This is a genomic window from Pseudomonas sp. P9_35 (genome assembly GCF_034008205.1).
Taxonomy (GTDB): domain Bacteria; phylum Pseudomonadota; class Gammaproteobacteria; order Pseudomonadales; family Pseudomonadaceae; genus Aquipseudomonas; species Aquipseudomonas kilonensis.
On sequence record NZ_CP125373.1, the window covers coordinates 3485862 to 3502960 of the forward strand.

At 59.2% G+C, this 17099-nt stretch carries 19 protein-coding genes and 2 pseudogenes; 12 read left to right on the forward strand and 9 right to left on the reverse strand.

All coding sequences use genetic code 11. From position 1 onward, the window contains the following. The first annotated feature begins 45 nt into the window (after nucleotides 1-45). Nucleotides 46-933, forward strand: a complete 888-nt coding sequence (locus tag QMK47_RS15160) for a helix-turn-helix domain-containing protein (protein WP_253474843.1) — start codon at nucleotides 46-48, stop codon at nucleotides 931-933. 149 nt (nucleotides 934-1082) lie between these two features. Here QMK47_RS15160 and QMK47_RS15165 read toward each other — a convergent pair whose 3' ends face one another. After that, on the reverse strand, nucleotides 1083-1430 hold the full coding sequence (locus QMK47_RS15165) for a hypothetical protein (protein WP_258687944.1): 348 nt from the start codon (nucleotides 1428-1430) through the stop codon (nucleotides 1083-1085). A gap of 420 nt (nucleotides 1431-1850) precedes the next feature. On the opposite strand from QMK47_RS15165, the gene QMK47_RS15170 reads away from it, so the two are divergent. Then, nucleotides 1851-2111, forward strand: coding sequence for a hypothetical protein (locus QMK47_RS15170; protein ID WP_320388625.1), 261 nt, complete (start codon nucleotides 1851-1853; stop codon nucleotides 2109-2111). Here QMK47_RS15170 and QMK47_RS15175 read toward each other — a convergent pair. The 4 genes and pseudogenes from QMK47_RS15175 to QMK47_RS15190 form a co-directional block, all read right to left on the reverse strand. Beyond that, nucleotides 2108-2533, reverse strand: a complete 426-nt coding sequence (locus QMK47_RS15175) for a MarR family winged helix-turn-helix transcriptional regulator (protein ID WP_214510389.1) — start codon at nucleotides 2531-2533, stop codon at nucleotides 2108-2110. The two genes, QMK47_RS15170 and QMK47_RS15175, sit on opposite strands and share 4 nt — an antisense overlap. Continuing rightward, complete coding sequence (locus tag QMK47_RS15180) at nucleotides 2526-3014, reverse strand: AAA family ATPase (protein ID WP_253474920.1); 489 nt, start codon at nucleotides 3012-3014, stop codon at nucleotides 2526-2528. Before QMK47_RS15180 ends, QMK47_RS15175 begins: the two co-directional genes overlap by 8 nt. A 195-nt stretch (nucleotides 3015-3209) precedes the next feature. Then, a complete protein-coding gene (locus QMK47_RS15185) occupies nucleotides 3210-4217 on the reverse strand; it encodes an NAD(P)-dependent oxidoreductase (protein WP_320388627.1) in 1008 nt (335 codons plus the stop codon). Nucleotides 4218-4242: 25 nt separating this feature from the next. Beyond that, nucleotides 4243-4386, reverse strand: a pseudogene (locus QMK47_RS15190) (hypothetical protein); the annotation flags it as partial. A gap of 19 nt (nucleotides 4387-4405) precedes the next feature. On the opposite strand from QMK47_RS15190, the pseudogene QMK47_RS15195 reads away from it, so the two are divergent. Beyond that, nucleotides 4406-4501 (forward strand): annotated as a pseudogene (locus QMK47_RS15195) (DNA-binding protein); the annotation flags it as partial. A gap of 29 nt (nucleotides 4502-4530) precedes the next feature. Here QMK47_RS15195 and QMK47_RS15200 read toward each other — a convergent pair. After that, on the reverse strand, nucleotides 4531-5910 hold the full coding sequence (locus QMK47_RS15200; protein ID WP_320388629.1) for an XAC2610-related protein: 1380 nt from the start codon (nucleotides 5908-5910) through the stop codon (nucleotides 4531-4533). A gap of 155 nt (nucleotides 5911-6065) precedes the next feature. Here QMK47_RS15200 and QMK47_RS15205 point away from each other — a divergent pair, with 155 nt between their 5' ends. Together QMK47_RS15205 and QMK47_RS15210 are read left to right on the forward strand one after the other, a co-directional pair. After that, nucleotides 6066-6695, forward strand: a complete 630-nt coding sequence (locus QMK47_RS15205) for a LysE family translocator (RefSeq protein WP_214510382.1) — start codon at nucleotides 6066-6068, stop codon at nucleotides 6693-6695. A 63-nt stretch (nucleotides 6696-6758) separates the two neighbouring features. Beyond that, nucleotides 6759-7439: a class I SAM-dependent methyltransferase gene (locus tag QMK47_RS15210; RefSeq protein ID WP_320388631.1), complete on the forward strand. Its 681-nt coding sequence runs from the start codon at nucleotides 6759-6761 to the stop codon at nucleotides 7437-7439. Here QMK47_RS15210 and QMK47_RS15215 read toward each other — a convergent pair. The 3 genes from QMK47_RS15215 to QMK47_RS15225 all read right to left on the reverse strand — a co-directional run bounded on the left by QMK47_RS15215 (nucleotide 7428) and on the right by QMK47_RS15225 (nucleotide 10900). After that, nucleotides 7428-8000, reverse strand: coding sequence for a histidine phosphatase family protein (locus tag QMK47_RS15215; protein ID WP_320388633.1), 573 nt, complete (start codon nucleotides 7998-8000; stop codon nucleotides 7428-7430). The two genes, QMK47_RS15210 and QMK47_RS15215, sit on opposite strands and share 12 nt — an antisense overlap. A gap of 258 nt (nucleotides 8001-8258) precedes the next feature. Continuing rightward, nucleotides 8259-9497 carry an OprD family porin gene (locus QMK47_RS15220; RefSeq protein ID WP_320388634.1) on the reverse strand — a complete coding sequence of 413 codons (1239 nt, stop codon included), beginning with the start codon at nucleotides 9495-9497 and terminating at the stop codon, nucleotides 8259-8261. A 119-nt stretch (nucleotides 9498-9616) separates the two neighbouring features. Then, entirely contained in the window at nucleotides 9617-10900 is a 1284-nt protein-coding gene (locus tag QMK47_RS15225; RefSeq protein ID WP_320388636.1) for an MFS transporter, read from the reverse strand. Nucleotides 10901-11162: 262 nt separating this feature from the next. Between QMK47_RS15225 and QMK47_RS15230 the strand changes: the two genes are divergently transcribed. The 7 genes from QMK47_RS15230 to QMK47_RS15260 all read left to right on the forward strand — a co-directional run bounded on the left by QMK47_RS15230 (nucleotide 11163) and on the right by QMK47_RS15260 (nucleotide 17060). Continuing rightward, nucleotides 11163-12110: a LysR family transcriptional regulator gene (locus QMK47_RS15230; RefSeq protein ID WP_320388637.1), complete on the forward strand. Its 948-nt coding sequence runs from the start codon at nucleotides 11163-11165 to the stop codon at nucleotides 12108-12110. A gap of 92 nt (nucleotides 12111-12202) precedes the next feature. Then, nucleotides 12203-12994 (forward strand): putative hydro-lyase, encoded by a 792-nt coding sequence (locus QMK47_RS15235; RefSeq protein WP_258687978.1) that lies wholly within the window; start codon nucleotides 12203-12205, stop codon nucleotides 12992-12994. Between the two features lie 40 nt (nucleotides 12995-13034). Beyond that, nucleotides 13035-13568, forward strand: coding sequence for a hypothetical protein (locus QMK47_RS15240; RefSeq protein ID WP_258687980.1), 534 nt, complete (start codon nucleotides 13035-13037; stop codon nucleotides 13566-13568). 58 nt (nucleotides 13569-13626) lie between these two features. Continuing rightward, on the forward strand, nucleotides 13627-14547 hold the full coding sequence (locus QMK47_RS15245; protein ID WP_214510375.1) for a LysR family transcriptional regulator: 921 nt from the start codon (nucleotides 13627-13629) through the stop codon (nucleotides 14545-14547). A gap of 294 nt (nucleotides 14548-14841) precedes the next feature. After that, nucleotides 14842-15429, forward strand: a complete 588-nt coding sequence (locus QMK47_RS15250) for a hypothetical protein (RefSeq protein ID WP_320388639.1) — start codon at nucleotides 14842-14844, stop codon at nucleotides 15427-15429. Beyond that, nucleotides 15420-16322 carry a fatty acid desaturase family protein gene (locus tag QMK47_RS15255; protein WP_320388640.1) on the forward strand — a complete coding sequence of 301 codons (903 nt, stop codon included), beginning with the start codon at nucleotides 15420-15422 and terminating at the stop codon, nucleotides 16320-16322. Before QMK47_RS15250 ends, QMK47_RS15255 begins: the two co-directional genes overlap by 10 nt. A gap of 3 nt (nucleotides 16323-16325) precedes the next feature. Beyond that, complete coding sequence (locus QMK47_RS15260; RefSeq protein WP_253474951.1) at nucleotides 16326-17060, forward strand: metal-dependent hydrolase; 735 nt, start codon at nucleotides 16326-16328, stop codon at nucleotides 17058-17060. The last annotated feature ends 39 nt before the right edge of the window (nucleotides 17061-17099 follow it).

Below are 17099 nucleotides of genomic sequence, written 5' to 3' on the forward strand. Positions count from 1 at the left end.
CGTCTTGTCCAAATAGGGCGGCCAATTTGTTGAGAAACCATAGCAATGACACTCGAAGTAGTACCGGCGGCGCTTTATTCGATGCGCAACGTAAAGCCTATCCTCGCTGACGGTAGCTCGTCCATCCTCCATAAAACGCTTGAAACGAACCTGGAAAACAAGGCGATCTATATCGCCACGCCGTTGATCGTCTACATCAAGCAGGGCAAGCAGATTATTCGCGACTATGACGCCATGGCCAATGTAGTCGACGAGAATCATTTGATTTTCCTCTCCAAAGGTATTTATACGGTATCGGACTACGTCACTGGCAAAGATATCTTCGAGGCGGTGCTGCTGTTTTTCGACGACAAGCTGATCGCCAAATACCTGTCGCGAGCGCCCGGCACAGGCAATTCGAACACGGACAGCCCGCAGAAAAACGTACACGGCACTTATACCCTGCACGCCAATGAACAGATTCAGCGCTATATCGATTCGCTGAATTATGTCTACAAAGGCGCGGAGGGCTCCGACGCGCTGCTGGAATTGAAACTGCTCGAACTACTGCATCTGATCGCCATCCAGGACAAGTCCTTCCGTTTCCTGCGCGAGTTGTCCTGCGGCGGCAGCCGCAAACGCCGCCTCATCACCGATTTCATGGAGCAGTACTATTCGCACAAGCTGAAGATTGAAGACTATGCGCTGCTGACGGGACGCAGCGTATCGACCTTTATCCGCGACTTCAGGCGCAGCTACAACACCACCCCGAACCGCTGGATCATCGAAAAAAAAGTCGACATCGCGCATCAGCTGTTGACGGCAAAAAATTATTCCGTCACCGACGCAGCTGCGGAGGTGGGATATGAAAATACCTCCCACTTCATCAAGGTTTACAAGCAACGGTACGGTGTCACGCCGAAGAAAGCCAAGACCTTCGCGGCAGAACTGTAATGCGACAAGGCTCAAAGGCTGCAAAAGAGGAGGGCGGCCACCCGCAGATGATCCTGAATGATTTTATGAAGGCTACGATCCGGCTCCGTGTCAATGATCATGTCGTTGCTCTGTCAGCATGGAATGTCCACTTATTCCTCAACATTCATTCAGAAGCACATGCCGTGGCTTGAAGGCCAAAAGACCGCTACCAAAAGGCCACCGCAGGTACTGGTCACGGGGACGCGATCGATCTGCGGAAAAAGTACCGTTACAGCTTTGCCGATTCGGGCGACCAGGTTGTCGGTTTGACGACTGCTTTGAAGCCAAATGGCGTAGCCGTCCAATAAAGCCAGAATCGCGTAAAAATGGCAGGACAAGATGGTCTCATCGATATCCAGACCTCGAGTTTCGGCATAGGTGTAGAAAGCCTGGATTGCGTGCAGATGTGCCGCTCCGGTCTGCACGAGCAACGGTACACGCTGGCCAGATGAGTAACGGCACTGAATCAGCTTCATCGGCAGCCACCTCATTCAAGGACTCGCCATGAACACGAGCACATGACCCGTTGAGAGAGCGGACGTCAGAAGCGGGTTTGTCGAATCAGCGCCTTGCGAGGCTCATAAACACATCGTTTAACATAATATACATTATGTGTACTCAAAGATATTCCCACGGCCCCCGTTGATGGCTGAATTTGAAGCCAAGCTCATCCTCTGAATACCGTACTGTGAAGTCTCCGATATTCTTCAGCCAACGGTCGCATAGCTTTGGCATACGCACTGGCATGACCTTGCATTCTTTTTCCCCAATCCAAGTTTCTCCACGCTCCCACAACCCACAACCCACATAACGTACTAAGGTTTAAATCGCCTGCTGAATCGGCGCGACTTCCTGCACGCAGCCACCATGCGACAAACAAGGAAGGAACGAACAGTATGAATGCCAGATCGGAACCTGGCGGTGACGGCATCGTCCTGTTTCGTCCTTATGCACTCGCCGGACAAGGCCTGGCGCGCTACTCCGAAGTATCGTGTGGAGACACGCTGCTGGGGCGTGGCACGGCCGAAGCGAACGGCGATATCGTCCGGCCGCTGGAGTCAACCGCCGATGACATCACCGTACGCGTAACCTTTGACGCCTTCTCCCGCGCCTACCAATTATTGAGGCTTCGCGCGCTCGACCCGATCTTTTTTTAACCAGACTTACTCCACTCCCCAACCATCGCCTCATAAACCTCTTGGCAAGCGAACTCCGCCGAGACCTTCGCGTCGGCAAAAACCTGATCGCCTGCTGGCGTGAGGCAGGCGTAACCTACACGCGCATCCCGTGGATCACTTTGTCGAGACACCAACCCTATCTTTTCAAGCGGCAGCAGGGACTTGGTGACCGCCGATGCTGTCAGCCCCATGCTGTCAGCCAGATCAGCTCGGCGCAGTCGAGAGTTGTGCGCATGTTTCAAGTGGTACAGGATCATGAAGTCACTGAAGCTCAGGCCGTGCACAGCAGAGAGCTTGGCATCAACTCGCCGAGCCGCTGAGGTGTATGCGCGGGAGAAGCGTATACAGCGATCAAGCGTCGAGCCGTTCGCGACAGGTGCGGTAGATTCGTTGTCAGACATTGCAGCATTGCTCCAATTCTTGTGAGGAAGGACGTTCAAATCGGGACTCCATGAAATCAAACATGATTCCCGTCACCTCGAAGGCGTAGGTCTCGCCTTTATCGGTATTCCTACGCATGACCCGCTCACGCCGCAGTTGAGGTACTGCGTCGATGAAATAGCTGGACACTGGGTATCCGGCTTTACCGGCCAACAGACGAATACGTGTGCGATCAGCTTCAGTCATGAAGCCTTGATCAAGCACTACGTCGCGCCCCGCTTCCAGAACCTGTAGAGACATCTCCCACATCAGGGCTTCGCAACGTTGTACGCGGGCCGAAATCCACGCCAGGCTCATAGGCGTCGGCAGATCCGGGCCATAAAGCCCGTGCATCCATTCATCGATGGAGAAGCGTACGCCGGTCACTTTGGTATTTAACTGCCTGGCGAACGTCGACTTCCCGGCCCCAAGAGGGCCAAAAACCATATGGACTGATTGCATGCCCGTCTACTTTCTAAATACTTGAACGCTACAGTATCAAGAAATAAGGTTGCCGCAACCCATGTTCGACGAACGGCCGAAGCTGCCCAAACACGAAACGGGGAAACCAAGCGCACCTCGATGTTGTTTTTGGATAACAATTGATTCAGGACAGTCAGGCCGTCACCTCAGGCGGCCTGACTTGCGATTGATCGCTCATGACTCCTGCAACTGGCGCAACTCACCGCCCTCCTCCTTCAGACGCTCCAGATACGCGGCGGCATCCAACAGTTGATATGGGAAATAAAGCCCTGGCGCCGTTGGTGGCTGACCATCCAACCCTAGCAACCGCTCAAGAATCATTGCGACGCTGAGGCCAGTCAGAGGTGCAGCGCCTGCAGGGTGGACGACGGCATGACGCGTGCGTAGCGGTTCGCCCTTCAGGTCCTCGCCAACGAGTTCGATGATGATCTCGGTAGACATCGGCCTCCCCAGACGTCGGGTTGAGCTAACCGCGGTGGCCAGGTTGAACTGGACATTGGGTGCACCCGTCGCAGCCGCCAGGCCGACGACATCGATGGACGAGAAGCCGGAAGCTTCGATTTGCGTGCCATCCACCGCGCGGAATATTGCCTTGGAGTCGTCCCCTTCGCGCCAGACGAACACACCGTCACGTCGTGTCAGCGCGGCGGGCAGCATTCTGTTCAGGTGCTCGAAGTCGGTGGCGACGGTAGGGCCACCGGTGTCCTGCTCATCGACCAGCGCACTGATACGGATGTCGTGGACCCGGCCGAATGCCCGGGCAATGCTTAGCGTCGACACTGTCGTCGCACCTGCCATCCATTCATAACCGAGAACAATCGGCGAGGCGTCAGGCGTGTGCATGTACGTCGCGATTTCTGGCGCAATCTCGAAAACGCCAGAGGAAATGCTGAGGTGCGGCACTGCGCGCTTCTGCGCAAAACGCAATCCGGTAAGGGCGTGATCCATATAAAAGACTGCAACACCGCTGACCGAGCGATCGCCGAGGCCCAGGTCATCTGCGGCGGAATCAATCACCACGCCCTGCGCCCCGCCCATTTGCTCGGCGGCCCGCTGACCCTTGGCAAGATCGCGACCACCGATCAATAGTGGTACGTCGGGATGGGCGGCGCGCAGCGCCCGGGCGGTGTGATGACCAATAGCGCCAGAACCGCCCATTAACAAGATAGGATCAAGTGACATCGTGTGTTCTCCTTGTTTCCGGGTTTCAACCTATCCGGAGCGTCAAACTCCAACCGGGTGATACTTGGCCGGGAACTCGAGCGATGACTTTGATCTCGAAGTCGAACCCTGCGAGCCAGTTGACACCGATTGCCGTCCAGTTCGGATAGGGTGCTTGCGGGAAGAGTTCACTTTTATAACGCGCCAGCGACGCCCTCCATTTCAACGCACAGAAATCTCACCGCCTGCGCACCGTTTCTGACGAGCAGGCAGAGTTGCTGGTTGTCGTGCATAGCTCGGATTAGGCGGTTTGGATTCGATCAGGCCTGGAGGCTCAACGCTGCTTCAAATACACCCCGGCCAGCCCATCCTGTGAATCCGGTACCGCGTTGTAGCCAACGACCGCGAAGCCTTTCACCAATTGAATGTGATACGGACCGTTCTTCTCCAAGGCTTGCGGCTCGCGCACGATGATCAGGTTTTCGGTGTCCATCGGCACGATGTGATGCTCGGTCACGCTGTCCTTCGTGGTCACTGTGAATTCGGCGACTTCTTTTCCGTTGGCGTCGCGGTCCGGCAGGATCTTCAAGTCCAGGTCCGCGTCCCGTCCCAGGGCATCCTGGCGCATCTGGTAATGGCCGCTGCGCTGGTCAGCGTCGACGTCGTCGATGTTGTCGCCATCCAACTCCCGTTCTTCATCGTGCAGCAGGATCGCCAACTTGCGGTCGTCGCCCTGAGTGCCTCTAAACCAGGTGCCGGTGTGATTGTAGGGTTCGACGTTTTCCCGGGAGATCCTCCAGGTACCCGTTTGACGACCATCGCCGGCATATTCATGGAGGCTGACAACGTCGTCATCGTCCTCACGAGTCCCCAACAGCTTGATCGCTTCTCCGTTGCCAGCCTGGGTATAGCGCACCTCGCCAATGATCACTGCGCCTTGCGCCTGGTACCAGAGTTCTACCGGGGTCTTGGCGTCGAGGGTTCCGGCAAGAATCACTGGATCCTCCTTTTCCGGACCTTCCAGGCGTGATTGTTCGCGCCACTGGCCATCTTTCAATTCGCCGGTCGTGCGTAGCGTGTAGCCGCTGGGCATGCTGGTATTGTCGCCTGGCTCGGTCGGCTGGATCTGTTCCTCGGTGTCCGAGTAAAGCAGGACCAACTCGTCGCCGCGCATTTTCCAGTGGGTGGCGCGCGTCCAGCAGCAGTCGCGGTCGGTTTGCGAAAGCAGGACGCCGTCCAGCGGGCTGACGGCGAACATGCCTTTGCTATCCTCCTTTGCCAGGCCCGTCAACGCGGGGTTGAGGACCCATTGGGTTTTCTGCGGGTCTTGCAGGTAGACGTCGAACGCCGGTTTGTAGCTCGCGTCGGGATCGTTGCCGTTACGAATCGCCAAGTCCAGGCGGCCATCGAAGTTGAAGTCGTCGAAGTACAACAGGCTCTGGGGGCCGAGCAGCCAGTTATCGACCTTGCCGTTGCGGTCCACGGGCACATTGCCGGCGGCTGTCTGCAATTGCTGCAGGGTTTCGTGGGTGGCGTTGTCGCGAATGGTGATGAACGCGTGCGCCAGTTGATGCGGGTCTTCCGGCGGCTCCGGGAACAACACTTCAACCAGGTATTGGCCGCTGCGATCATTCACCGAAAACGCCCTTGGCTCGGCCATGACCGGGGTTGCCAGCGTCATGGAAAAAAGCACACTGCTGACGAGCGAACGCATCCACCCACTTCCTTGCTGAAATTCGGGCCAGCAGTTTAGCGATTACCGTGATGCATCGCGAGGAACGACTGTTGCTATCAGATTGGCCCGGACTGTAACTGACGCCCTCCTCGTCATTCGCTTACTGTCGTGGCTCATCCCTCGGAGTGATCCCCATGCCGGATACCGCCAATCTCTACCTGTTCGTGGTTGCTGTCGTGCTTCTGCTGATCGTCCCAGGGCCCAACATGGCCTTCGTCACCAGCCATGCGCTGGCCCACGGCTGGCGTGCCGGCGTTGCCGCCGCCCTTGGCATTTCCTTTTCGGACGTGCTGATGACGATGATGGTCAGCGCGGGCATTGGTGCGCTGGTGATGAGCTGGGCGCCGGCGTTCGACATCCTGCGCCTGGCCGGGGCTGGTTATCTGCTGTGGCTTGCCTGGCAAGCACTGAGAACACCAGCAGCGACTCAGGATAGCCAGCTCCAGGCGGCTTCGCTGTGGAAAATCTTCTGCCGAGGCGCCCTCAACAGCCTCTTGAATCCCAAGGCGCTGCTGTTCTTCATGGTATTCCTGCCCCAGTTCGTCAACGTCAAGGCTGGCGGCGTCAGTGTGCAGTTGATCTTCCTGGGCGCTTTGCTGGCGCTGATTGCACTCGTATTCCATACGCTGCTGGGTGTTTGCGCCGCTCAGCTCAGGGCGAAGCTGGCAAGCGGCGGGATTTCAAGGCGCCTGGGCACGTATGGTTTTGCCGGGGTCATGGCAGCGCTGGCCGCACGCCTGTTGTTTCTTGATCGCCCGCTTTGACCACTGGCTTCCCTGCGCCAGCGATTGACCTATGCTTAGCCAATCCATTGCGGAGCTGGATCAATGTCGTCCTCGGAAACCACCCTCCTCCAAAGCTGGCACCACAACGCCCAATCCTGGATCGAAGCCATCCGCACGGGTGCCATCGAAAGCCGGCTGACGGTCACGGACCAGGCCATGCTACTGGCGGTACAGAGCCGTCAACCTGCGCGCGTGCTCGATTTGGGTTGCGGCGAAGGCTGGCTGTTGCGGGCGCTGGCTGAACGGGGCATCGAAGCGGTTGGTGTGGATGGCGACGCGACGCTGGTCGATGCGGCGCGGGCGGCGGGTTCCTCGCCGGTGCATCTGGCAAGCTATGACGCGCTGGTGGAGGCAAAGGTGGACGTCGGCAGCGGCTACGACCTGATCTGCGCCAACTTCGCCCTGTTGCACCAGGACATTATCCCATTGCTCGCCGCGATGAATGCCATGCTCAGCCCAGGCGGCGCGCTGGTGGTGCAGACGCTGCATCCATGGACCGTGGCGGCGGGCGATTATCAGGACGGTTGGCGAGAAGAAACCTTCGATGGGTTCAAGGGCCAATGGCAACGTATGCCGTGGTACTTCCGCACCTTGTCCAGTTGGCTCAATGCCTTGGACATGGCCGGTTTCCGATTGGTGATCCTGCAGGAACCGCAGCATCCACAAAGCCCGGTGCCGCAGTCGTTACTGCTGGTGGCCGAGCAATCCCCGTCATGGCGTTAGCGACTCGACGGTAAAACACCCCGAGCGATACACCCTGCGCGCCTGCAGTCCGCGCTTTTGCAGGGTTTTCCTGACGGTTCTGAGAAACATGCCGTGAGAGACAACGATCGTGGTCTTCCCCGGTTCGCCGCAGCTGTTGTAAAGCTCATCGGCGATACCGAGTGCCCGCTGGTGTTCGGCTTTTCGGCTGGCGGCGCCCAGTGAAATCCCCAGCAACCACAGGATCCTGTGCAAGGCGAACCAATGCCTCACGCCCATTTTCAAGACGGGAATGCTGCTCAGCCGCAGGTCGTATTCACGTAGTCGAGCATCCTGTTGGATACGTGTGGCTTCGAATAGCCGGCATGCCGTCGCGTAGGCTCTGTTGACGGGCGAGGAAATAATGTTGGCTTCGGTCGCCAAAAGCACTTGGGACAAATCCGGTTGGCTCAGGAATGCGGCAATTTCGTCTTCATCGATGGATGAGGTCTGGTTGTATTCATCCAGCAGCAGCTTGGCTGAACGCGCATTGCAGGATTTGTAATCGATCAGCGGCGTGGCATGGCGTATCAGGTAAATCACAGCGACAGCTCCCTTGTGTTGTCTTGAAAATCCCTTTCGAAGCGCATCTGTATACACGTAACGACGCCATTGATCGAGTTTGGTAAATATCGTGGCGAGGGAGCTTGTGTAGGAGCTGTGTAGGAGCTGTCGAGTGCAACGAGGCTGCGATCTTTCCCCTGACACTTAAATCTCAAGCGAAAGATCAAAAGATCGCAGGCTTCGCCAGCTCCTACAGAGCCCTGCGAGAGCAAGCTCTGGCCAGAAATTGCCGGGAGCTTACCAAAGCGCCATCGTGTAGCTGACGATCAACCGGTTCTCATCCAGGTCGTTGCCAAAATTCGAGCGCACCGTTGCGTTGCGCCATTTCAAGCCCAGGCCCTTCAAGGTTCCATCCTGTACCACATAGGCGATATCCGTGTTGCGCTCCCATTCCTTGCCTTCGCCCGGTGCGCTGCGCTGGACGTTGTCGCCGGTGATGTAGCGGGTCATGAAGGTCAACCCGGGTACGCCAATGGCCGCAAAGTTGTAGTCATAGCGCGCTTGCCAGGAACGCTCGTCGATGTTGGCGAAGTCGCCGATCTGCACGAAGTTGACCAGGTAGGGATCGCTGCGTCCGATGTACGGGAACGGATCGTCGCCGCTCATGCGCTGGTAGCCCAGGCCCAACGCATGGCCCGCCAGGCTGTAGGTGAACATGGCGCCGAAGGCCTGGTTGTCGAGTTCGCGAAAACTGCCGTCTTCGGTGCTGCGCGAATAGCGCACGTCACTCTTGAACGACTGGCCTGCGCCCAGGTCCAGGGTGTGGACGAAGCCGAGGTAGTTCTGCTGGTAGATGTCTTCCAACAGGCTATAGCGGTATTGAGCCGTGAGGTTCGGCAGGAACTGATAGTCCGCTCCGGCGAACTGGAACTTGTCGCTGCTACCGCCGATGCGGTTGGCGGTCATGTCCTGGTAGTCGGTGGAGTCGACAAAATTGATCTGCGTGAGTTGCCCGGCAGTCAGCTTCAAACGATCGATTTCCTGCACGCTCAGCAAGCCGCCCTTGAACGTTCCCGGCAACAGGCGCGTGTCGTTGGAACTCACCGCAGGGTCCTTGATCTGCAACGTTCCCAGCTTCAAGGTGCTGTTGGACGCACGGACTTTGGCCGTCAGGCCCAGCTCGCCATAGCGGTCTTGCGAACCGCCAGACAGATCCGCTGGCAGCAGGCTGGTGCCCGCCGTACCGCCCCCGGAGTCCAGTTTGAAACCGGCCATGCCCAAGGCATCGAGGCCGAAACCCACGGTCCCGGCGGTGTATCCCGACTCCATCCGCAGCAGAAAGCCCTGCGCCCATTCTTCGGCCTTGTCCCGTGCCCCTTCCTGGCGGAAGTCGCGGTTGAAGTAGAAATTGCGGGCCTCCAGGCTGCCTTTGCTGTCGGCGATGAAGTCGGCCTGGGCGTTCGGTACGCCGATCAGGCTCAGGCCCAGCAACGTACCGGCGGGGGTATAAAACCAGGTGGATGTGAAATGCCCCATGGCATGCTCCTTTTTTATGGACACGAGCGAACCCTCTCGGGGGCGTTGCAATCGCGTCCGATGGTTGTTGTTTTAAGAGTTGTTGTGGCGTCCGCGCTGTGCGCGGACGTCACGGTTGGTCAGGACTCGAGCTGTCTGCCGCGGGTTTCCGGCAGGCTCAACGCCGCCAGGATCACCACGCCATAGGCGCCGGCGGCAAACACGCCGATCCCGGTGCCGATGGGCAAGGTGTTGCTCAACGCGCCGATGAACAATGGGAACAGCGCCGCGATGGAACGCCCGGCGTTGTAGCAGAAGCCCTGCCCCGACCCGCGCATGCGGGTGGGAAACAGCTCGGTCAGGAATGCGCCCATGCCGGCGAAGATGCCCGAGGCGAAGAAGCCCAGTGGAAAGCCCAGCCAGAGCATCCAGGTGTTATCGATGGGCAGTTGGGTGTAGGCCAGGACGATTGCCATGGAGCCGACGGCGAACAGGATGAAGTTCTTCTTGCGGCCGATGGCATCGGTCAGCAACGCACTGGTCACGTAGCCGATGTAGGAACCGACGATGACCATCGCCAGGTAGCCGCCCGTGCCGAGCACACTCAGGCCGCGTTCGGTTTTCAGGTACGTCGGCAACCACGTAGTGATGGCGTAGTAGCCGCCCAGCGCACCGGTGGTCAACAGCGAGGCGCGCAACGTCGTGCTGAGCATCCGTGGGGCAAAGATCTCGAAGAATGCCCAGCGAGAGCTTAGTTCCGGCTTGGCCTGGCGCTCCCGCACCGCATGTTCGAAGGTATCCGACTCCTTGACCAGTCGACGGATCACCAGCACAAACAGCGCCGGCACCAGGCCGATCATGAACAATGCCCGCCAGGCGTCTTCCGGCGGCAGGAAACTGAACAGTCCGGCATACAACAGCGCCGTCAGCCCCCAGCCCAGCGCCCATCCGGCCTGCACCATGCCCACTGCTTTGCCACGGTCCTTGGAACGGATCACCTCGCCGATCAATACCGCCCCCGCGGTCCATTCACCGCCGAAGCCAAAGCCCATCAAGGTCCGGGCCACCAGCAATTGCTCGTAGTTCTGCGCCAGCCCACACAGGAAGGTGAAGAATGCGAACCACAGGACCGTCAATTGCAGGGTCCGTACCCGGCCGATACGGTCGGACAGGATCCCGGCGATCCAACCGCCGGCCGCCGAGGCCAGCAGCGTGCAGGTGCCGATCATGCCGGCGTCGCCCTTGGAAATCCCCCAGGTCGCGATCAGGGTCGGGATGACGAAGCTCAGCATCTGCGTATCCATGCCGTCCAGGGCATAGCCGATCTTGCAGCTCCAGAATGTACGTTTTTCATTTTTCGACAGGGGGCCGTACCAACTGAACGGGCCCGTGCGCCCTGTCCCGGTGGTTACGCAGTCAGTCATGGTCTTTTCCATGGAAGGTTCCTGCGGCAGCAAGCGAAGATGACGGACACGCCTCGTTATTTTTTTGTGAAGGCGTTGTCGTTGGGGATGCGGACGCAGTGGCTGCGTCGTGGAGCGGATTCTTGGTGGCGGATCGGCACAGCGTCAAACGGGAAAAACAACAGATGGGACATAAGAAAATTTGATGCCCCAACGGCCCGATCTGGAGTAACAATTGCAAAACAATTGCAACATAAGAACCACCCGCACCCAGAGAGCCTTCATGAACCTCAAATTCCTCGAAACCTTTGTCTGGGTCGCCCGGCTACAGAGTTTCAGCCTCACCGCCGAGAAGATGTTCAGCACCCAGGCGGCGATCTCCAGCCGAATCGCTTCGCTGGAAGAGGAGTTGGGCCTGCGCCTGTTCGTACGGGATTCGCGCGGGGTTTCGCTGACACCTGAAGGCCTCAAGGTGCTCGACTACGCCGAACAGATGCTCGAAGTGCAGCGGGCGTTGAAGCAGTCACTGGACACCACCAGCCCGCAGCAAGGCCTGGTGCGCATCGGCGTGATGGATACGGTGATCCACACCTGGCTCAGCCCGTTGATGTCGATGCTGATGCAAGCCTTCCCCGCCGTGGAAATCGAAATCACCGCCGACGCCGCGCGCAATCTCTGTGACCAATTGCAAAAAGGCTACCTGGACATCGTGTTCCAGACCGATCTGGTCCGCCACGAAAGCGTGCGCAACCTGGAACTGGGTCACTACCCCATGCACTGGATCGCCGCCAGCCAGTCGATCTATGCCCGCCCCTATGCGTCGCTGGTGGAGATGGCCGGCGAGCGCATCATCACCTTCGTCAAGCATTCGCGACCGCATCAGGATGTACTCAACCTGTTGTACGCCCATGGCGTGAGTGCGCCGCGGGTCAGTTGCGTCAACTCGGTGTCGGCCATGACCCGGCTGATTCGCGACGGATTCGGCATCGGCGCCTTGCCCGCCGCGCTGGTGGCCAAGCCCCTGGCCAGCGGCGAATTGATCCAGCTCGAACCCGGCACCGCCCTGCCCCAACTCGGCGTCGTCGCCTCGTGGCGCGCTGGTGTCGGCCTGGAACTGGTCGAGAATATCGTGCAGATGAGTCGCCAGGTGGTCAGCCAATACGCCGTTGATGTCGGGCCGCAACGCATGGTGGCGGCTCCCGGGCTGAACAGCCAACCACCTCTTGAATAACTTTTAGTTGTCACGGGGTAGCAATATTCCTTGTTGGACGTCATCGCCACGGTGTTCTCAAAGTAGCGAACGAACGCTTGGAGAGCCCCGTAATGATGTCCTTCGAACAACTGCAGCAATGCACGCCCCTGGCCCTGCGCCAAAGCATCGCCGCCGGCCAGTACCAGGGCCACACCAGCGGCCTGGGCCAGGGCCGCGTGCAAGCCAATATCGTGATTCTGCCCGGCGACTGGGCCAATGAATTCCTGCGCTACTGCACCCTCAATCGCCAGGCCTGTCCGGTGCTTGATGTGACCGAGCCAGGCGATCCGTTCTTCCGCAACCTGGGCGTCGCCATCGATATCCGCCACGAGGTGCCTCAATACCGGGTCTACCGCCACGGCGAGTTGAGCGAAGCGCCGCTGGACATCGAACACCTGTGGCAGGACGACCTGGTGGCCTTCGCCCTCGGTTGCTCGTTCTCGTTCGAACAACCCCTGCTGGAGGCCGGCATCCGTTTGCGGCACATTGAGTTGGGGCGCAATGTCGCGATGTTCCAGACCAACATCGACACACGCCCCACCGCTCGCCTGTCTGGCAAAATGGTGGTGACCATGCGGCCGATGAAAGCCGCCGCGGCCATCCAGGCGATCCAGATTACCGGGCGCATGCCCAACGTTCACGGCGCCCCGGTGCACATCGGCGATCCGTCACTGATCGGCATTCAATCCCTGGACTCGCCGGATTACGGCGATGCCGTGCCGGTGGAAGCGGACGAGATCCCGGTGTTCTGGGCCTGCGGCGTGACGCCTCAATCGGTGGTCCAGGCCTCGCGTCCACCGTTGTGCATCACCCACGCCCCGGGCTGCATGCTGGTGACGGACTTATGGAACAGTGATTTGTAAACCTCGGACGAGGCTGTTTTTCAACTTGAAGGGACACACGATGAACACCGCTCAGCAATCGATTCAACAGTACATCAGCGCCAAGGACGGCAACCGCCCTCACCTGCTGGACCAGGCTTTTACGCCGACTGCTATTCTGCACATGGTGGTGCGCACCGGTTCTATCACGTTTCCCGACCACGTCGAAGGCCGTACCGCCATTGGCGACGTGCTGGTCAGTCGCTTTGGCCAGACCTTCGAAAACGTCTACACGTTCTGCCTGGCCGCCCCGCCACCGGCCAACGCCGAGGCGTTCCAGTGCAAATGGCTGGTGGCGATGTCCGACAAGAACAGCGGCGAGGCACGCGTCGGTTGCGGCCTGTATGACTGGCAGTTCGATCCGGCGTCAAGCCTGGCCAAGCGACTGACCATCACCATCGAACACATGAAGACCCTGCCGGCGACCGATCTGCCGATGATCATGGCCTGGGCATCACGGCTGGAGTACCCATGGTGCCAGCCTGAAGCGGTTATCGATAACGTGCCGGACTCAGGCGCGCTTCAGGATGTTATCCGGTACCTGGAAGATCTTTGATCAGGCTGCCCATGCGCTTTCAGGAGTCTTCCACGACTGTTTCAAGGAATCGCCCCAAATGAACATCAAGTTTCTCGAAACCTTCGTCTGGGTCGCCCGCCTGAAGAGCTTTCGCCTCACCGCGGAAAAGCTGTTCACCACCCAGGCGTCCATTTCCAGTCGGATCGCCGCCCTGGAGGACGAAATGGGTGTGCGCCTGTTCGTACGCGATTCCAAAGGTGTGTCGCTGACCTCCGAAGGCCAGCGCGTGCTGGAGTACGCCGAGCGCATCATGGATACCATGCAAAGCATGAAAGCCGTGATCAAGGATCCGCGCCAGGTGCGCGGTCGGATCCGCATCGGTGCGATGGATACGGTGATCCACACCTGGCTCAGCCCCTTGGTGACGCGCCTGATGGAATGTTACCCAGCCCTGGAAATCGAACTGTCGGCCGACACCGCGAGCAACCTGTGCTCGCAACTGGAGAAAGGCTACCAGGACATCATTTTCCAGACCGACATCCTGCGCCTGGACAGCGTACGCAACGCGCTGCTGGCGCGTTACCCGATGCACTGGGTGGTGCGCACCGGCTCCGCCTATGACCGCTCCTATGCGTCGCTGGAGGACTTGTCGCAGGAACGCATCGTGACGTTCTCGCGCAACTCTCGCCCCCACCAGGACATTCTCAACCTGCTGCACTCGGCCAACATCGTCTCGCCCCGCATCAACTGCGTGAACTCGGCCTCGGCCATTACCCGCCTGGTTCGCGACGGCTTTGGCATTGGCGCCATGCCCGCGGCGCTGGTCGTCGGCGAACTGGCCCAAGGCACATTGACGTTGGTGGACGGTGTGCCGCTGCCCTCGGTCATGGACATCGTGGCCAGTTGGCGGACCGGCGCGGGAATGGAACGGGTGGAAGACATCGTCAGCCTGACCCGCGAAGTGGTCAGCGAATTCGTCGCACAATTACCGGCCGAGTACCGACTCGATATGAATTAAGCCGCCCATTCATTTCGTCATCAGATATTCACACCGGTAACATACCGTGGGCACCGATTGATCCCGTCCCTCGATCGGTGAGCCATCTGCCTGATGCAAGCATTCCTGAAAAACAGCCCCCCCGAAGCGCCGACTAAAACGCCAACTCATAGGGAACACAGGCATGACGCGCAGAACAGCGACAGGTCCCGTGAAGGTGAGATCTGTGTTCGGTTCCTGTCGTGTGCAGACATTCCCTCGCTGCTTGAGCTCGAACAAAAGAAATGGACGGACGATCAGCGGGCCGATGCCGCCATGCTGGCCTCCCGAATCGCCGCATTCCCTGCCCTGAGTGTCGGTGCGTTTTGCACTCGCAGCGGCACCGCGCAGGCATCGCTGTTCATGAAACCGACCCGGCACGACCATATTCGCCAGTGCCCGACCTGGGCAGATTGCGCGAGGAAACAGCACGGTGACGAATCGGCCAGAACGGATGCGTTGTTTGGCATCAGCCTGAGCAGCGTCGACCCGAAAGCGGCCAATGCGATTTTCGAGTTCTTCTGGCCCTACGCGCTGAAACAAGGCTGGTCGGTCATCTATCTGGGATCCCCTGTCCCGGGCCTGAGGGATTGGCGCTCGAAAAACCCCGGTATCACAGCGGCACACTACATCCTGGGTAAACGCCAGGGAGTGCCGTTGGACCCACAACTGCGGTACTACTTCAAGAAAGGCTTTCGCAAGATCGTCGCCATCAAAGACAACTACTTCCCCCATGAGCCTTCGCTGGATGTCGGCGTGCTGATCCAAGGCAAAGTGCCGCTGTCGGGCCTTTCGTTCATCTGGAAGAGAGTTCCGTTGCCCTGGTTGCAACGCATGAAAAAACTGGTCTTCGTGTGCCTGTGAACACCTCCCGGGCTGTAGCCGTTGCCCGTGCAGTGGCTTTTGCTTCATCGAGCAGCAATCTTCCCAGCTACCTGTTCATGGCACTGTGCGTCCTGAATACCGCCGCGATTGCCTGGCTGGCGACGCACGAGGCATTCGTATGGCTGGCTGTCGCACCGCTGATCGTGCTCCAGGCGATCCTGATGATCGGTGTCCAGGAGATCAAGCATCAAGGCGTGCATCGCCAGTTCCTCGTGGGCACACGCCTCAATGACGCAGTGGGGGTGTTCGCGGCAGGCATTTTTGCGGCCAACTTCGTGGGCTACCGCTACTTCCACCTCGAACACCACCGCAAGACCTGCCAGGCCGATGATCCCGAAGGCTTGATGTACGAACAGACCTGGCCCACCCGCTGGATCAGCCTGCTGGGCGCCGCAGAGCAATTCTGGGTGGCGATCTCCACCAACAGGATCTCCCGCCGCTACCTGCCGCCGAACGCGGTCTGGCGCTGGCGCTGGAACAACGCCTTGATCGTCGTTTTTGCCGGTGCGCTGGCGTTCGGTCTCTATGAGGTGCCTCGCCTGGTCGTCTGCGTCTATCTGCTCCCTTATTGCCTGTTTGCCTGGATGGATTTCTGGCTGACGCAAGCCGAGCACTATGGCGTACGGATCTCGGCCCAAGGCCCGCGCCGCGCGCCCTGTGAGATCACCACGGACGTGCGCCTGCCAAAGGCCCTCTCCTGGCTGATCCTGCATCGTTCGCTGCATCGCACCCACCATCATGCGCCTGCAACCCGCTGGTTCCACGCGTACGCGCAATCGAGGGTGCTCGCCAAAGACAAGCCCGGTGGCATGACAGACCTGCCCACGTTCGTTGCGACATGGATGCGACTCGGTCCCAGACTCTGGAAATAAGCCATGAAAAACAACTGCGAGCCCTTCTGGAACGACACACCGATCAGGACCTACCTGTTCGATGCCTTTTCGGTGCTGCTGCCTGCCGGCGAACAATTTGTGATTTCGGTGGTGGAATCATCCGCTTTGCAGTTGCCGCCAACCTCGCCACTGGCTGACCAGTCACGCGACTTCGTGGCCGAGGAACGCGCCCACCAGCGAGCCCATCGCCTCTACAACCAACAACTGGAAAAGCAGGGTTTTGCAGTCAAGAAATACGAACACGAGATCGAAAAGGACCTCGATGCCCTGCGTGCCAAACTGTCACTCCATGCGCAGCTGTCCCTGGCCGCGGCGTTCGAGCATGTGACGGCCGTCACCTCGCGGATCGCCTTGCGCAGTGGCGGGCTGCTTTCTACCAGCGCCTCCCCGCAAACACGCCTGTGGCGCTGGCACTGCACTGAAGAAGTGGCTCATCAGCACGTCACCACCGATCTGCTCCAGGCGTTGGGTGTCCCCTATTGGCAGCGGATTGTCTATTTCTTGGCCGCATCGGCGCTGATGACCTTCGATGTCCTGCGGCATCTGCATGGTTTTGCTCGCTGGGACATTGCCCGCGGCCGCGTCAGCGCCAGGCAGCTGGGATGGGCCACGGGGCGCCTGCTGCTGCGCGACGGCGCGAACCTGGTGCTGCTGGCAAGCGGATGGGCCGCCTACTTTCTTCCGCTGAAAACGAATGCGGTGGCGGACTGTAAGTGAACTGCAATATCGCCGACTTATTCTGGACCGAGCGCACGG

What these genes read in the sequence shown, in the direction of transcription:
- QMK47_RS15185 (WP_320388627.1), bottom strand. Translation starts at nt 4,217, where the DNA reads ATGTCACTTGATCCTATCTTGTTAATGGGCGGTTCTGGCGCTATTGGT.
- QMK47_RS15225 (WP_320388636.1), bottom strand. Translation starts at nt 10,900, where the DNA reads ATGACTGACTGCGTAACCACCGGGACAGGGCGCACGGGCCCGTTCAGT.
- QMK47_RS15175 (WP_214510389.1), bottom strand. Translation starts at nt 2,533, where the DNA reads ATGTCTGACAACGAATCTACCGCACCTGTCGCGAACGGCTCGACGCTT.
- QMK47_RS15205 (WP_214510382.1), top strand. Translation starts at nt 6,066, where the DNA reads ATGCCGGATACCGCCAATCTCTACCTGTTCGTGGTTGCTGTCGTGCTT.
- QMK47_RS15245 (WP_214510375.1), top strand. Translation starts at nt 13,627, where the DNA reads ATGAACATCAAGTTTCTCGAAACCTTCGTCTGGGTCGCCCGCCTGAAG.
- QMK47_RS15240 (WP_258687980.1), top strand. Translation starts at nt 13,035, where the DNA reads ATGAACACCGCTCAGCAATCGATTCAACAGTACATCAGCGCCAAGGAC.
- QMK47_RS15160 (WP_253474843.1), top strand. Translation starts at nt 46, where the DNA reads ATGACACTCGAAGTAGTACCGGCGGCGCTTTATTCGATGCGCAACGTA.
- QMK47_RS15230 (WP_320388637.1), top strand. Translation starts at nt 11,163, where the DNA reads ATGAACCTCAAATTCCTCGAAACCTTTGTCTGGGTCGCCCGGCTACAG.
- QMK47_RS15170 (WP_320388625.1), top strand. Translation starts at nt 1,851, where the DNA reads ATGAATGCCAGATCGGAACCTGGCGGTGACGGCATCGTCCTGTTTCGT.
- QMK47_RS15235 (WP_258687978.1), top strand. Translation starts at nt 12,203, where the DNA reads ATGATGTCCTTCGAACAACTGCAGCAATGCACGCCCCTGGCCCTGCGC.
- QMK47_RS15180 (WP_253474920.1), bottom strand. Translation starts at nt 3,014, where the DNA reads ATGCAATCAGTCCATATGGTTTTTGGCCCTCTTGGGGCCGGGAAGTCG.
- QMK47_RS15260 (WP_253474951.1), top strand. Translation starts at nt 16,326, where the DNA reads ATGAAAAACAACTGCGAGCCCTTCTGGAACGACACACCGATCAGGACC.
- QMK47_RS15250 (WP_320388639.1), top strand. Translation starts at nt 14,842, where the DNA reads ATGCTGGCCTCCCGAATCGCCGCATTCCCTGCCCTGAGTGTCGGTGCG.
- QMK47_RS15220 (WP_320388634.1), bottom strand. Translation starts at nt 9,497, where the DNA reads ATGGGGCATTTCACATCCACCTGGTTTTATACCCCCGCCGGTACGTTG.
- QMK47_RS15165 (WP_258687944.1), bottom strand. Translation starts at nt 1,430, where the DNA reads ATGAAGCTGATTCAGTGCCGTTACTCATCTGGCCAGCGTGTACCGTTG.
- QMK47_RS15210 (WP_320388631.1), top strand. Translation starts at nt 6,759, where the DNA reads ATGTCGTCCTCGGAAACCACCCTCCTCCAAAGCTGGCACCACAACGCC.
- QMK47_RS15200 (WP_320388629.1), bottom strand. Translation starts at nt 5,910, where the DNA reads ATGCGTTCGCTCGTCAGCAGTGTGCTTTTTTCCATGACGCTGGCAACC.